The sequence below is a fragment of the Pseudomonas sp. F(2018) genome (assembly GCF_005508865.1).
Taxonomy (GTDB): domain Bacteria; phylum Pseudomonadota; class Gammaproteobacteria; order Pseudomonadales; family Pseudomonadaceae; genus Aquipseudomonas.
This window is the reverse complement of the sequence record NZ_SCOM01000002.1, coordinates 1,092,489-1,105,408: the sequence shown is the minus strand read 5'-3', so window position 1 is coordinate 1,105,408 and position 12,920 is coordinate 1,092,489. Positions and strand designations below refer to the sequence as shown.

The window sequence follows — 12,920 nt, the reverse complement described above, 5'->3', positions numbered from 1 at the left end:
TCAATTTGCGAGGGCGCTATTGTGCCAGCATTCCTTGCGCCATCAGAATGGCGTCATTTTTCAGGCTGCTATTGGCCGGAAACGCGGGCCGACTTGGCCTAACTTGATTACTCCACACCGATGGAAGCGCGCCCCATGGACCTCACCCAGATGCTGAAAATCCTGTCCAGCCAGGACGGATCCGACCTCTACCTGTCCACCGGGGCGCCGCCCTGCGCCAAGTTCAACGGAGTGCTCAAGCCGCTCAGCCAGGACCCGCTCAAACCGGGGGACGTGGCCGCCATCGCCGCCGGGGTGATGGATGAACTGCAGCGTGCCGATTTCGAGAAGGAGCTGGAGATGAACCTGGCCATCTCGGTACCCAACGTCGGCCGCTTCCGCATCAACATCTTCAAGCAGCGCAACGAAGTCTCCATCGTCGCGCGCAACATCAAGATGGAGATTCCCAAGTTCGAGGACCTCAAGCTGCCCGAGGTGCTGCTCAAGACGGTGATGGAGAAGCGCGGCCTGGTGCTGTTCGTCGGTGGCACCGGCTCGGGCAAGTCGACCTCCCTGGCGGCGCTGATCGACTACCGCAACCGCAACAGTGGCGGCCACATCATCACCATCGAAGACCCGGTGGAGTATGTGCACCGGCACAAGAAGTCGATCATCAACCAGCGCGAAGTCGGCGTGGACACCCGCAGCTTCCACGCTGCGCTGAAGAACACCCTGCGCCAGGCGCCGGACGTGATCCTGATCGGCGAGATCCGCGACCGCGAGACCATGGAGCACGCCCTGGCCTTTGCCGACACCGGCCACCTGGCCATCTCCACCCTGCACGCCAACAACGCCAACCAGGCGCTGGACCGCATCATCAACTTCTTCCCCGAAGAGCGCAGGCCGCAACTGCTCAACGACCTGGGCAACAACCTCAAGGCCTTCGTCTCCCAGCGCCTGGTCAAGACGGTGGACGGCAAGCGCCGCGCCGCCGTGGAGGTGCTGCTCGGCACGCCGACCATTCGCGACCAGATCAAGCGCGGCGATTTCTCCGAGATCAAGGAGACCATGGAGAAGTCGAAGAACCTCGGCATGCAGACCTTCGACCAGGCACTGATCGACCTGGTCCACGACGGCAGCATCGACGAGGAGGAAGCGGTGAAGAACGCCGACTCGGCGAACAACGTGCGCCTCAAGCTCAAGCTGTACAAGGACAACCCGGCCGCGCCCCAGGCGGCAGCCCCGGCGCCGGTCGCCGCACCCGAGGCAGCTCCAGCGGCGGCCCCGGCCAACTGGGCGATGGAACTCAAGCTGGAGGATATCGAGGAAGAGGCGCCGCCGGAGGACCCGGGGCGCTCGGGCATCTGACGGCCGCTGGGGAATAAAAAAAGGGCAGACCTGGGTCTGCCCTTTTTCATGGCTGCTGATCAGTACGGGCAGTTCTGGCGATACTCGGAGATGGCCAGGTCGCCTTCGTGGTTCGGGCCGCAGAGGAACTGGCTGTAGCGGCTGTCGAAATCGATGAAACGCTTCATCCAGGCGATGCCGTACATGCCCAGCAGGTCTTCATTGGGATAGCCGGAGTTGGCGCAGAAGTGCGAGCCGCCGTAGATTTCCAGGAAGGCCTTTGGCGTGCTGGCCGGGATCCGGTTGTAGAACGGCGAGGCATGCTGGGCCACCGGAGCCACGGTGTCGGCGCTGCAGGCAAGGATCAGCGCCGGAGTCTTGATGGTGTTAAAGGCGTTGCTGCCGGAGTACCAGGGGGCCTGGGGGATGATGGCGTTGATCGAGCGCTGGGTGGACAGCTTGAGTGAGCCGCCGCCACCCATGGACCAGCCGATGGCGCCCAGGCGGGTGCTGTCGATCTTGTTGTAGAGCGGGCTGGACGAACTGCCGCTCTGGGCGATCAGGTAGTCCAGCGCCTCGCTGAGCTGGCTGGCGCGGCTGTCCGGCTGGTCGTAGATGGTCTCGGTATTCATGGTCATCACCACGAAACCGTGGGAGGCGAGGCGCGGGCCCCACCAGTCGATGCTGCTCTCGTAGGAGAGATAGCCGGGGATAACGGCGATGGCGCCCATTTTCCCGGTGGTGTTGGTCGGGTAATACACGGTGCTGTCGCCGAAGCCCTTGAGGAAGCCGGACACCGAGAACTTGGCAGTGCTGAAGGGGCCGGTGGAGGCCTTCAGTGCGGTAGCCGTCGGCGCCGGGCCGCGGGTGCAATTGCTACACGGCGCGGATGGGCCGGGGGCGGAAAAGGCATAAGTGCTCGCCAATAGAGTGGCGGCCATCACTATTGCCTTGGCAGTCGTTACTTTGATTCCCATGTCATTACCTCGTTGGTTTTGTTGTTACGTCATGACTATTGGTTTCGGCTTATTTGCAAGCGCGGCTGGAAACTAACAACGAGGAAGTTGCGCAACAACAATCGAGTCGTCCCGATTCATACAAGAAATGCAGTGTTGAGAAACTGATGGCGCTGCGTTGTATGTGCGTTGGAGGGTCTGGCTGCCTCGGCGCCTGGGAATGGCGCTCGTAACTAGAGCTGTATAGCTCCTAGGTATTAGTGCAGTTTTGTCTGTCACTCTTTAGGCTGCATTTATATGCGTTGCAAGAGCGCTCCGTTAATTGGCTTGTTGACAGTTCTCACTAATAAAACAAACTTGCCATCTGGAATCTGGTCGCATGTTTCTACTCGTTAAAAGAGCACTCCCGAATGCCCGCCGAGCGAAACTCATTGCCTGCACTGGTGTATGTCTCGAACCGACGCTACCTGTACCTGGGGCGCGGCCGCCTACCTATCCGCGACCTGCATTCGGGAGCGGCGTCCTTGCTTGTCTGTCTGGAGGGGGAGGTGCGTTTTCGCACGCCGGGTGATGCGTTGTGGCTCAGCAGCGCCAGCGTTCTGATTCCCGCGGGCAGCCGCATTGCCATCGACAACCGCGACGCTGTGCTGGCGGCCTGCTATCTGGACGCGGCCAGGCCCGACTTCGCGGTGTTGCGCCGACAGATGGCGGCGACCTGCCAGGGCATTCACTATCACCACCGGCAGACTCGCTACCTAGTGGAGACGCTGACCAACCTGCGGGACGAGGTGCCGGGTTACAGCGAGGCCCAGCAACGTGTCGAGGCCATGATCTATCGGGGCGCTGGCGCGCCGCTGCCTCAGGTCGATCCAAGGGTGGTTCGAGTGGTCGAGCGCCTGCGCGGCAATGCTGCGCTCAATACTTCGGTTGGCGCGTTGGCAGCTGAGGTGGGGCTCTCTGAGTCCGGGCTGACCAAGCTATTCGCCCTGCAGGTGGGGGTACCGCTACGCCGGCACCGGCTCTGGTACCGACTGCTCGATTTCGTCAGGCTCAGCCTGGCTGGCGTTCCCGCCGCCGAGGCAATCAGGCTGGCGGGGTTCAGCGATGCGGCACATCTGTCCCGCTGCTACAGCGGCTTCTTCGGCGTCCATCATTCCTACGCCTTCTCGCACAAGACACATGTCCGCTACATCACGCCTGCCCAACGCGACGCAGGCGACTCGCCATGTCATCGACTTCTGCCGGTAACTACAGTGCGGTTAAGAAGCCCGGTTTGAGCGTGATGAGCGAGTTCCCTGTACTCGCACATAACGTTTGACGAGAGGGTATGGTTAGGCTGGTGACTCATTAGCCTGCATCGCTCTTGAGATTACTGAAGTCTCGTTTTACGAGTCTGTCCGACTCTATAAACACCATCAACTTATCTCCGTCATGCCAACACCACCCGAACTCATCCCGGGAGCTCAGAGTAAGTAACGAAACCCATTCTGGACCGGGCGTCGGGTCATAGGCCAAGGTATAAAACGAAGGGTAGCCCAGAAGGTATTCGTTGCCGGCGTTCAGTGCGTCCGTTAGCTCGTAAAAGGTCTTGTGTTCGAATGGCCAATCGTTGCGTACATCCATGTTCTCTGGAATATTAACGCCGCCTGTTAATCTCAACGCCTTCGCTTTGGGCGCGTCCTTGGATGGTGACTTGGTCGTTACATGATCTTTATAGTCTTTCCAATAAAACCCCAAGACATAGCCATCGTCGCCCCAAAAGATTTCACCTTCCTCGTCGTATGCATAAAACAAAGAAAGCAGGCCGGAATCAGGTAGTGCGCTTGGCAAATTCACCACTTCTGAAAAGTTAATCTGACCGAGAAAGCGGTACTCGCCAAGGTTATGAGTTGGCCACTTGAAGTTATGGGGCACGTATGGATCGCCGCCAAAGCGACTAGAGTCATCTTTGCCTGCAATATCTAACACCTCAATGTCAACGCTTGGTCTCGCAATCGTTCGGATGTATTCGACATGAGCTGCGGCTAATCCAATCTTAGTCATCGCTGCATTGAGTGTATTGATGTCCATGACTGAGTCCTCTTGTGAGGCCTAACGATTAAACTAGCGGGCGGCCAAAAGCGCAGCTTTTGGACGTCCAGCGAACGAAGTGAGCGACCGTTGAGCGCATTGTTAGGAGCTTACGCAGGTGCATCGGGTGCTCCTAGCTTTGGAGAGTTTTGGATTAGGCCAAGCATTGCTTCATGCAGTGTGTCTTGGTTGCACCAATAATGCTCTATGGCTCCTTCCTTTGCATACGTAGATATATTGAAGCCATCTTCAATATCGTTATACCAGAGCACGTGTTTGCCCAGTATGGCGATTGCCCAAAAACCACCCCCTGCATCACCCCAAGGTGAAAGTGCCCATTTCTGCTTAGGAATGGCGTTCATCTCGTACTGTGCACGGGTTACGGAGGTGCACTCGATGAGCTGTTTGGATATCAGCTCTTCCAGTTCAATTAGTTGTATCGGTTGCCACATCCTTGGCTCCTAACGATTAAGCTAACAGGCAAAAGCGCAGCTTTTGACTGTCCAGCGAGCGGGGTGAGCGATAGTTGAGCGCATTGTTAGCCGATTTTCTCAAAGTAGTATCTGCCTTTAGAGATATGGGCCTCCAAATATCCTACGCCAATAAGAGCTAGAGCACCGAATGGGCCTAGAGATAGCAGAAGTATGATGTATAAAATTGGTTGGTCTGGCTTTAAGCCAAGAGTCATTATTTTGCTGGCTATTAAGTAGCTTCCTGGAACTACTATCAGTAGCGAAATTGCATTTACTAAGGCAAACATCCAAGCGGGATATCTATATTTGATTTTGTATTTGCAGAGATTGCAGGTTATACGATTGGGGATCATGGTGGGCTTTGCTACTGCCCACAGGGAAACTCTGCCATTGCAATTAGGGCAGTGACCAGGGTCTAGGTTTTCGGCTTGCACAGAGGTTTCCATAAATTGGCTAACGATTAAGCTAACGGGCGTCCAAAAGCGCAGCTTTTGGACGTCCAGCGAACGAAGTGAGTGGCAGTTGAGCGCATTGTTATACGGTGCCTACCTGATGCGGCCATGCGGTACACCCAGATGGTCAGCAATTTTCTTTAAACAAACTTGATCAAAGCGCTCAATTAAATTTGATGCGCTTGTAAAAACTTCTTCCCTCCAGAACTCCAGCTTCAAAATCATAGGGTCTGACTGGTCTGCTACCGGTCGAAGATTGAGATCCGTGATTAATTTTTGCTCGCGTTGAGGTCCGCCAAAAGGACGATATAGCATATAGTTCCTTCCGGTAGACACATGAGCGTGAGCAATCATGTTTCTGAGATGATAAATTTCCTCGGCATCTCTCTTCTCGGCTCTGTTAAAAGGTTGGAAAATTCTTCCTTGAATTCATTTTTGACGGGGCCGAAATGCTTTTCCCAGTGCTCTACACGTTTCTTATGGAATTCGTTCGGGACTCTATCTGGGGTTGCTATGAAGCCAGGTAGAAGATTTTTATTTTGACTAAAAATGATGAGGTCAGACATTTGGCCTTGCAGCCAGGCCGTAAACATAAACAGTATCCCGGCCTTAACCATATTATCTTCTGGCTTTTCCACAGGGCCACCCTGGCATTGCATAACGTTTGGTTAAGGGGCCGGCTTTAGCCGGTCCCGAGTGAGCGAAGCGAACGACTGAACCATTTGTTAGGGGTTTTGACTAGGAAAGTAGTCGGAGTAAAAAAGACGAGCATCTTCCCAGTCAAGGCTGATGGCATCAACCACCATGCGCAATGCACCTTCGGCGCGCCAGTCGTTTTGCTCTACGGCCAAGCTGTATTTATTGATTATGAGGCTATTTAAGTTATTCCATCGTAAGGCGTGAACGCAAACTGCAATGAACTCCGGGCATTTCATATTTGAAAGTAGTTCAGAGAATTCTTCTTGTAGGTTGGGATGCAAGCGCATTAGGGAAATTGCTTCTGCGCAGTATGGAATAACGTCCAAGCAGTTGGCGCTTTCTGTTATTGCCAGCTCAGCATGCTTTTCTAGCTGGGTAATTTTCTCCGCTGGTCCCATAGAAAACCCCTAACGATTAAGCTAACGGGCAGACAAAAGCGCAGCTTTTGGCTGTCCAGCGAACGGAGTGAGCGGCAGTTGAGCGCATTTATGCAAGTTCACTGTTGATTGATGACTTTACTAAGGATGTGAAGTCTCCATAGTAGATGGTGTCAAGACGCAATTTATTCCATGCTTGTTTGAAAGCAGGCTTTGAGAAGGCAAAGCACATGCCTGATTTCCACTCTTTCCATGTTGTGTCGTCAATGTTGTCGTTCTTCCAGAGAAAATATTCTTCACTGCACAAATCGAAGTAGGCTCTCATGTATCGAAGAGTTTTGTCTCTGATATCTGGTGCTAGATCGTCTATTGAAAAATTGTCTTCGTTTATTTGCTCTGGGAAATTAAGGATTATTTCTTGATAGCGCTTTGTGTAGTCGGCAAAGAATTGTAGTTGAAGCTGCTTTCTGAAGCTGCGCACGGTGAAAAACAATGCAAGTGCTGTAATGGCTGCTGTTGCTACTGAGACAACCAGTGTCCATTCGTTTACGTCCAATGCGATGATCTCCATTAAGCTTTGCATAACGATTAAGCTAACGGGCAGACAAAAGCGCAGCTTTTGGCTGTCCAGCGAACGAAGTGAGCGATAGTTGAGCGCATTGTTAGGCTATGTAAGATGTATTGTTGTTTCGTCTAATGGCGATATGGCTTGCTTCTGAGGTGAAACAAAGTTTATGCCTGAGATTGGTGACTCAGCAGATTGACAGAAACCCCAATAAGGTCCGTGCTCACCATCCTTGGGGTAGGCCACGATGCTGATTGAGCTTTCGTCCGTATACTCAGTATATATGCCAAGAAACATCTTGGAGCTAACCACTTCTGGCTCTTTGGAGAAAGGGTTACGCTCGGGGAGAACCATTCCAAGCACCAGCGCCAAATCTTCATCTGGAAGTGCCTTGAGAGCGGCTACTAATTCAAGGTTGGTCATGTTCTTCCTTAGTGCCTAACGTTTGGTTAAGGGGCCGGATTCAGCCGGTCCCGAGTGAGCGGAGCGAACGACTTGAACCATTTGTTAGGCATAAACACTGCCCTGTGGGATGCCGGCTTGTACAGAAATAACTCTCGCTGAACGACATACAAAATTGCAACCGAAACCATATGCCGGCTCAAAGATCACAGATAACTTGACTCGCTCAAGCTGTCTCTGCGAAATGTCCTCAATTGAGAGTTGCATAAGGGCATTTTGGTGATTGAATGCATCAAGCTCCAGTCCATCAATTTCCGTAAAAAATATGGTGACAATAGAATGATGGCGGCAAATGTATGTGCCGCTGCCAGATACTTGATTTGTCATTTCAAACACGTGGATGTCGGCTGTTAGTGCTGCCGTGTTGTTTTCGCAGTCTCGGTTAAGCGTGATGTTAATAACTTCTGCGTCATGAAACGATGGCCAGTAACCAAAAACCTCAGTCAATTTGCAGCTGTCTTCCACTATCCCGGCTGTGTCATTCATTTTTTAGTCTAACGATTGGTTAAAGGGCCGGCTTTAGCCGGAGCGAAGCGAGCGGCTTGAACCATTTGTTAGGCTTCTGGGTGCCCATTGTTAGCGCTCGCTTGATCATTGATTATAGAGATACCCATATCGCTGATCATCAGCAATATGTCATTGATAAGCTCTTCTTGTGTGATGTTTTCAGGCAATATTTCTAGGACTTCAGACTTCAGTAGGAAACCTTGGGAGCGCCCCTTATTTATTAGGGATTTTAGGTCTGGATGCATCCTGCTATGACCTCTGCCTCTGTGAGCCTAACGATTAAGCTAAGGGGCCGGCTTCGCCGGTCCCAGCGAACGAAGTGAGCGCTTTGAGCGCATTGTTAGGCGAACATACTCTGCTTGCCATAAATCATTCAATAGGGTTTCAAAGCCGGATACTCGGCATATATGCAGACGTGCTCAAGCTCAACAAGATGCCCCATGATCTGGGCGGACATTAATTTTAGATTTTCAAATTCATCGGGGCTTAGATTTGACTTTGCCTGCAAAAGCATTGAGTTCAGCTCTCGAATGCATCGTTGCGTGGAATTCTGAATTTCTTTTGCAGCCTCAATATCCATCTTGTGTGCCTAACGATTAAGCTAACGGGCGGCCAAAAGCGCAGCTTTTGGACGTCCAGCGAACGAAGTGAGCGACAGTTGAGCGCATTGTTAGGCAGCGCTCTGCTGGTCTGTATGTAAATTCATTTTGTAGGATTGGAGAAATATTGTAGTGCGCGATTTGAAAAGCCAAACGAGTATCCCCACCAGGCTAGCAGGAGTGGCAGGAATATATAACGAGCGGCATAGCTGCCGACTCGCCCTGCATCAGTGGAATACGTAGCTCCTTTTGTGCCAAGAATAAGCCAGACAGCGAAAGCAGTAATGGCTACCAATCCAAACCAACGCCCCCATTTCTTTCTTTTATACACTCCAAAGAGTAATGCTAGGGGGGTAAGAGGGAAAATAAGTAGCCAAAAAATTAATTCAAATAACTTTATTATGCTGTCAATTCTTAGGTTAGCAGTAGGGTTGCCTAAAAATAACTCGGCTATGCCTGCGAGAAAAAGAGTTGTGGCCGCAAGCAGGAAAAGGCAAAAGAGCCAGACTGATATGGGGCGAGGCGCTAGATGGTTTGGCATTTGATACTCGTTTGTTTGCCTAACGTTTGGTTAAGGGGCCGGCTTTAGCCGGTCCCGAGTGAGCGAAGCGAACGACTTGAACCATGTGTTAGGCATAAACACTGCCTTGTGGGATGCCGGCTTGTACAGAAATAACTCTCGCTGAACGACATACAAAATTGCAACCGAAACCATATGCCGGCTCAAAGACCACAGATAACTTGACTCGCTCAAGCTGTCTCTGCGAAATGTCCTCAATTGAGAGTTGCATAAGGGCATTTTGGTGATTGAATGCATCAAGCTCCAGCTCATCAATTTCCGTAAATAATATGGTGACAATGGAATGATGACGGCAAATGTATGTGCCGCTGCCAGATACTTGATTTGTCATTTCAAACACGTGGATGTCAACTGTTAGTGCTGCTGTGTTGTTTTCGCAGTCTCGGTTAAGTGTGATGTTAATAACTTCTGCGTCATGAAACGATGGCCAGTAGCCAAAAACCTCAGTCAATTTGCAGCTGTCTTCCACTATCCCAGCTGTGTCATTCATTTTTGGCCTAACTAGTGTTTATACGACATGCCTTGGTCTAGGCATGATGTCCTTATCTAGGTGTTATGTCTGTATCTAGGCATTCCGATATCCATATCTAGGCATCCCTACGAATAATCCTTTCCTGCAACCCCAGCCGCTCTACCTCGTCTGAGGCGATAAGCCAGACAAGATTGTCCCGATCCCATTTGCCGCCGGCGCTTTTGATCAGACGCTGTAGGTCGGTTTCGTGCCGGTGGATGCGTAACGCGACGTTAGTGGCTGAAGGGGCTGGGAGGGTGGAGGGGCCAGGTTGGCCTTTGATAAGGGCGTATTTCTGCTCGACGATGAGCTCGACCGTGGTGTAGTGGGTGCGGGTCTTGCGGTCGAGGCGGTAGCGCACGGCGACAAGTTTATCGCCGTAGCGTTCTTGTAGGCGCTTGGTGCCAGGCTTTCCGGGCTTGAGGGTTTTGACAACGTCCATATTGTCACCGAGGTGGGCTGCGAGAGTTGCAGTCTGCCCCAGTGCTGGTGTCCTGCTCAAGCCGGCGGCGGAGCGGGGCGCCGCCGGTTTCGCGGGTGCAGCTTAGCTTTGCAGTTCGGCCAGGTCGCGGTACAGCTCTAGCGCCTGCGGGTTAGCCAGGGCGTCGGTGTTCTTCACCGGTTTGCCGTGCACCACGTTGCGTACCGCCAGCTCGACGATCTTGCCGCTGATGGTGCGCGGGATATCGGCCACGGCGACGATCCTGGCCGGCACATGACGTTGGGTGGTGTTGTCGCGGATTACCGAGCAGATGCGCTGCTTGAGCTTGTCATCCAGCACCACGCCTTCACGCAGGCGCACGAACAGCACCACGCGCACATCGCCTTGCCATTCCTGGCCGATGGCGATGGATTCCAATACTTCCTCGACCTTTTCCACCTGGCGGTAGATCTCGGCGGTGCCGATGCGTACGCCGCCGGGGTTGAGTACGGCATCCGAGCGGCCATGGATCACCAGGCCGCCGTGCTCGGTCTCCTCGGCGTAGTCGCCATGGGCCCACACGCCGGGGAAGGTCTCGAAGTAGGCGGCGCGGAATTTGGCGCCGTCGGCGTCGTTCCAGAAGCCCACTGGCATGGAGGTGAAGTGCTGGGCGCAGACCAGCTCGCCTTTCTCGCCGAGCACCGCCTTGCCGGCGTCGTCCCATACCTGCACGTCCATGCCCAGGCCCTTGCACTGCAGCTCGCCGCGGCGCACCGGCAGCACCGGGTTACCGAGGGCGAAGCAGGAGACGATGTCGGTGCCGCCGGAGATGGAGGACAGGCAGACATCGCTCTTGAGGTCGCGGTAGACGTACTCGAAGCTCTCGTGGGCCAGCGGCGAGCCGGTCGAGAGGATGGCCTTCAGGCGGCTCAGCTTGTGCGTCTCGCGCGGTTTGGCGCCGGCCTTTTCCAGGGCGGCGATGAACTTGGCGCTGGTACCGAAGATGCTGATGTTCTCGGCGTCGATCAGGTCGATCAGGCGCTCGGCGCCGGGGTGGAAGGGCGAGCCGTCGAACAGCACCAGAGTGGCGCCCAGGGCCAGGCCTGAGACCAGCCAGTTCCACATCATCCAGCCGCAGGTGGTGTAGTAGAACAGGGTGTCGTCGGCATGCAGGTCGGTGTGCAGGCCCAGTTCCTTGACGTGCTGCAGCAGGGTGCCGCCGACGCCGTGGACGATGCACTTGGGCACGCCGGTGGTGCCGCTGGAGTAGAGGATATACAGCGGCTGCTCGAATGGCACCGGGGTGAACTTGGGCTCGCCAGCGGCCTGGTAGAAGTCGCCCCACAGCGCCACAGGTGCGGCCGTCTTGAAGTCGCGCGGCTGGGCGTTCGGGTTGGAGTAGGGCACCACCACCAGCTGCTGCAGGGAGGGCAGGCGCTCGAGGATTTCGTTGAGCTTGGGCGTCAGGTCGAGGTTCTTGCCGGCGTAGCGGTAGCCGGCGGCGGCGATCAGCACCTTGGGTTCGATCTGGCCGAAGCGGTCGATCACGCCTTGGGTGCCGAAGTCCGGCGAGCAGCTTGACCAAGTGGCGCCGAGGCTGGCGGTGGCGAGCATGCCGACCAGGGTCTGCCAGGTGTTGGGCATGAACGCGGCGACGCGATCGCCAATGCCGACGCCGGCGGCCTTGAGGCTGCGCTGCAGGCCGGCGACATGGGCGGCCAGCTCGGCATAGCTCAGTTGCTCGCGCGAGCCATCCTCACCGATGGCGACCAGCGCCGGGTGATCATCACGGCGGCGCAGCAGGTGTTCGGCGAAGTTCAGGGTGGCGCCAGGGAACCAGTGGGCGCTGGGCATGGCGGCGCCTTCGCGCAAAACGGCCTCGGGCTGGGCGGTGAAGCGCACATCGAAGAAGTCGACGATGGCCTGCCAGAACGCCTCGCGCTCGTCCACGCTCCAGGCATGCAGGGCCGGGTAGTCGGCCAGTTGCAGGCCGTGGCGCTGGTTGACGAAGAGGCGGAAGGCATCCATGCGGGTAGCGGCGATGCGTTCGGCGGAGGGGGTCCAGAGCGGTGCGGTCATCGGGTCGATCCTGACTTCTTTATGTGTCGATTGTAGGTTACGGAGTCACTGGGCGAGCCAGCCACCGTCCATGTTCCAGGCGGCGCCGCGTACCTGTTCGGCGGCTTCGCTGCAGAGGAACAGGGCCAGCGCGCCGAGCTGTTCGGGGGTGACGAACTCCAGCGACGGCTGTTTCTCGGCCAGCAGGTTATGGCGTGCCTGATCGAGGCCGCCGGCCGCGGCGGCGCGGTCGTCGATCTGCTTCTGTACCAGCGGGGTCAGCACCCAGCCGGGGCAGATGGCGTTGCAGGTGACGCCCGTGGTGGCGGTTTCCAGCGCCACGCTCTTGGTCAAACCGACCAGACCATGCTTGGCCGCCACGTAGGCGCTCTTGCCGGCCGAAGCCGCCAGGCCGTGGGCCGAGGCGATGTTGATGATCCGCCCCCAGTTGCGTGCGCGCATGCCCGGCAGCGCCAGGCGCGTGGTGTGGAAGGCGGAGCTGAGGTTGATGGCGATGATCGAATCCCAGCGCTCCACCGGGAATTCCTCGACCGGCGCCACATGCTGGATGCCGGCATTGTTGACCAGGATGTCGACGCCGCCGAACTGCTCCTCGGCGAAGCGCACCAGGGCCTCGATCTCCGTGGGCTTGCTCATGTCCGCCGGATGGTGGCGCACCTGGCCGCCGTGGGCGGCAACGGCGGCAACGGCCGCCTCCACGTCACCGAAACCGTTGAGCACCAGGTTGGCGCCGGCTTCGGCCAGCTTGAGGGCTATCCCTAAGCCAATGCCGCTGGTGGAGCCGGTGACCAGGGCGGTCTTGCCTTGCAGATTCATGTGCTTCTCCTGTTGCACGGGCCGCCT

Annotated in this window: 17 protein-coding genes; 2 read left to right on the top strand and 15 right to left on the bottom strand. The window is 55.6% G+C overall.

Annotated features, from left to right (window positions below):
- The first annotated feature begins 135 nt into the window (after positions 1-135).
- Entirely contained in the window at positions 136-1,347 is a 1,212-nt protein-coding gene (locus FFS62_RS13240) for a PilT/PilU family type 4a pilus ATPase (protein ID WP_171016326.1), read from the top strand.
- A 59-nt stretch (positions 1,348-1,406) separates the two neighbouring features.
- On the opposite strand, the gene FFS62_RS13235 is transcribed toward FFS62_RS13240, so the two are convergent.
- Complete coding sequence (locus FFS62_RS13235; RefSeq protein WP_218569290.1) at positions 1,407-2,303, bottom strand: dienelactone hydrolase family protein; 897 nt, start codon at positions 2,301-2,303, stop codon at positions 1,407-1,409.
- A 389-nt stretch (positions 2,304-2,692) separates the two neighbouring features.
- Between FFS62_RS13235 and FFS62_RS13230 the strand changes: the two genes are divergently transcribed.
- Positions 2,693-3,559, top strand: a complete 867-nt coding sequence (locus tag FFS62_RS13230) for an AraC family transcriptional regulator (RefSeq protein ID WP_137973268.1) — start codon at positions 2,693-2,695, stop codon at positions 3,557-3,559.
- Positions 3,560-3,629: 70 nt separating this feature from the next.
- On the opposite strand, the gene FFS62_RS13225 is transcribed toward FFS62_RS13230, so the two are convergent.
- The 14 genes from FFS62_RS13225 to FFS62_RS13160 all read right to left on the bottom strand — a co-directional run bounded on the left by FFS62_RS13225 (position 3,630) and on the right by FFS62_RS13160 (position 12,893).
- Positions 3,630-4,352 (bottom strand): YwqG family protein, encoded by a 723-nt coding sequence (locus FFS62_RS13225; RefSeq protein ID WP_137973267.1) that lies wholly within the window; start codon positions 4,350-4,352, stop codon positions 3,630-3,632.
- 110 nt (positions 4,353-4,462) lie between these two features.
- Entirely contained in the window at positions 4,463-4,804 is a 342-nt protein-coding gene (locus FFS62_RS13220) for a hypothetical protein (protein ID WP_137973266.1), read from the bottom strand.
- A gap of 823 nt (positions 4,805-5,627) precedes the next feature.
- Entirely contained in the window at positions 5,628-5,915 is a 288-nt protein-coding gene (locus FFS62_RS13215) for a hypothetical protein (protein WP_137973265.1), read from the bottom strand.
- A gap of 87 nt (positions 5,916-6,002) precedes the next feature.
- A complete protein-coding gene (locus FFS62_RS13210; protein WP_137973264.1) occupies positions 6,003-6,374 on the bottom strand; it encodes a hypothetical protein in 372 nt (123 codons plus the stop codon).
- Positions 6,375-6,462: 88 nt separating this feature from the next.
- Positions 6,463-6,924, bottom strand: coding sequence for a hypothetical protein (locus FFS62_RS13205; protein ID WP_137973426.1), 462 nt, complete (start codon positions 6,922-6,924; stop codon positions 6,463-6,465).
- A gap of 96 nt (positions 6,925-7,020) precedes the next feature.
- Positions 7,021-7,341: a hypothetical protein gene (locus FFS62_RS13200; protein WP_137973263.1), complete on the bottom strand. Its 321-nt coding sequence runs from the start codon at positions 7,339-7,341 to the stop codon at positions 7,021-7,023.
- An 84-nt stretch (positions 7,342-7,425) separates the two neighbouring features.
- Positions 7,426-7,866, bottom strand: coding sequence for an Imm50 family immunity protein (locus FFS62_RS13195; protein ID WP_137973262.1), 441 nt, complete (start codon positions 7,864-7,866; stop codon positions 7,426-7,428).
- A gap of 68 nt (positions 7,867-7,934) precedes the next feature.
- The gene (locus FFS62_RS23650; RefSeq protein WP_137973261.1) at positions 7,935-8,132 is read right to left on the bottom strand and encodes an RNA polymerase sigma factor region1.1 domain-containing protein; all 198 of its coding nucleotides are present in this window, start codon (positions 8,130-8,132) and stop codon (positions 7,935-7,937) included.
- 128 nt (positions 8,133-8,260) lie between these two features.
- On the bottom strand, positions 8,261-8,467 hold the full coding sequence (locus tag FFS62_RS13185; RefSeq protein ID WP_137973260.1) for a hypothetical protein: 207 nt from the start codon (positions 8,465-8,467) through the stop codon (positions 8,261-8,263).
- Between the two features lie 122 nt (positions 8,468-8,589).
- Positions 8,590-9,027, bottom strand: coding sequence for a hypothetical protein (locus tag FFS62_RS13180; protein WP_137973259.1), 438 nt, complete (start codon positions 9,025-9,027; stop codon positions 8,590-8,592).
- Positions 9,028-9,115: 88 nt separating this feature from the next.
- Positions 9,116-9,556 carry an Imm50 family immunity protein gene (locus FFS62_RS13175; protein WP_137973258.1) on the bottom strand — a complete coding sequence of 147 codons (441 nt, stop codon included), beginning with the start codon at positions 9,554-9,556 and terminating at the stop codon, positions 9,116-9,118.
- Positions 9,557-9,653: 97 nt separating this feature from the next.
- Positions 9,654-10,019, bottom strand: coding sequence for a hypothetical protein (locus FFS62_RS13170; RefSeq protein WP_137973257.1), 366 nt, complete (start codon positions 10,017-10,019; stop codon positions 9,654-9,656).
- Positions 10,020-10,121: 102 nt separating this feature from the next.
- Positions 10,122-12,077: an acetoacetate--CoA ligase gene (locus FFS62_RS13165; protein ID WP_137973256.1), complete on the bottom strand. Its 1,956-nt coding sequence runs from the start codon at positions 12,075-12,077 to the stop codon at positions 10,122-10,124.
- Positions 12,078-12,122: 45 nt separating this feature from the next.
- Positions 12,123-12,893: a 3-hydroxybutyrate dehydrogenase gene (locus FFS62_RS13160; protein WP_137973255.1), complete on the bottom strand. Its 771-nt coding sequence runs from the start codon at positions 12,891-12,893 to the stop codon at positions 12,123-12,125.
- Positions 12,894-12,920: the final 27 nt, after the last annotated feature.

Bases quoted from the DNA above. Each gene is read 5' to 3' on its own strand.
- FFS62_RS13205 (WP_137973426.1), bottom strand. From the start codon at position 6,924: ATGGAGATCATCGCATTGGACGTAAACGAATGGACACTGGTTGTCTCA.
- FFS62_RS13200 (WP_137973263.1), bottom strand. From the start codon at position 7,341: ATGACCAACCTTGAATTAGTAGCCGCTCTCAAGGCACTTCCAGATGAA.
- FFS62_RS13220 (WP_137973266.1), bottom strand. From the start codon at position 4,804: ATGTGGCAACCGATACAACTAATTGAACTGGAAGAGCTGATATCCAAA.
- FFS62_RS13225 (WP_137973267.1), bottom strand. From the start codon at position 4,352: ATGGACATCAATACACTCAATGCAGCGATGACTAAGATTGGATTAGCC.
- FFS62_RS13230 (WP_137973268.1), top strand. From the start codon at position 2,693: ATGCCCGCCGAGCGAAACTCATTGCCTGCACTGGTGTATGTCTCGAAC.
- FFS62_RS23650 (WP_137973261.1), bottom strand. From the start codon at position 8,132: ATGCATCCAGACCTAAAATCCCTAATAAATAAGGGGCGCTCCCAAGGT.
- FFS62_RS13165 (WP_137973256.1), bottom strand. From the start codon at position 12,077: ATGACCGCACCGCTCTGGACCCCCTCCGCCGAACGCATCGCCGCTACC.
- FFS62_RS13175 (WP_137973258.1), bottom strand. From the start codon at position 9,556: ATGAATGACACAGCTGGGATAGTGGAAGACAGCTGCAAATTGACTGAG.
- FFS62_RS13160 (WP_137973255.1), bottom strand. From the start codon at position 12,893: ATGAATCTGCAAGGCAAGACCGCCCTGGTCACCGGCTCCACCAGCGGC.
- FFS62_RS13180 (WP_137973259.1), bottom strand. From the start codon at position 9,027: ATGCCAAACCATCTAGCGCCTCGCCCCATATCAGTCTGGCTCTTTTGC.
- FFS62_RS13235 (WP_218569290.1), bottom strand. From the start codon at position 2,303: ATGGGAATCAAAGTAACGACTGCCAAGGCAATAGTGATGGCCGCCACT.
- FFS62_RS13210 (WP_137973264.1), bottom strand. From the start codon at position 6,374: ATGGGACCAGCGGAGAAAATTACCCAGCTAGAAAAGCATGCTGAGCTG.
- FFS62_RS13185 (WP_137973260.1), bottom strand. From the start codon at position 8,467: ATGGATATTGAGGCTGCAAAAGAAATTCAGAATTCCACGCAACGATGC.
- FFS62_RS13170 (WP_137973257.1), bottom strand. From the start codon at position 10,019: ATGGACGTTGTCAAAACCCTCAAGCCCGGAAAGCCTGGCACCAAGCGC.
- FFS62_RS13240 (WP_171016326.1), top strand. From the start codon at position 136: ATGGACCTCACCCAGATGCTGAAAATCCTGTCCAGCCAGGACGGATCC.
- FFS62_RS13195 (WP_137973262.1), bottom strand. From the start codon at position 7,866: ATGAATGACACAGCCGGGATAGTGGAAGACAGCTGCAAATTGACTGAG.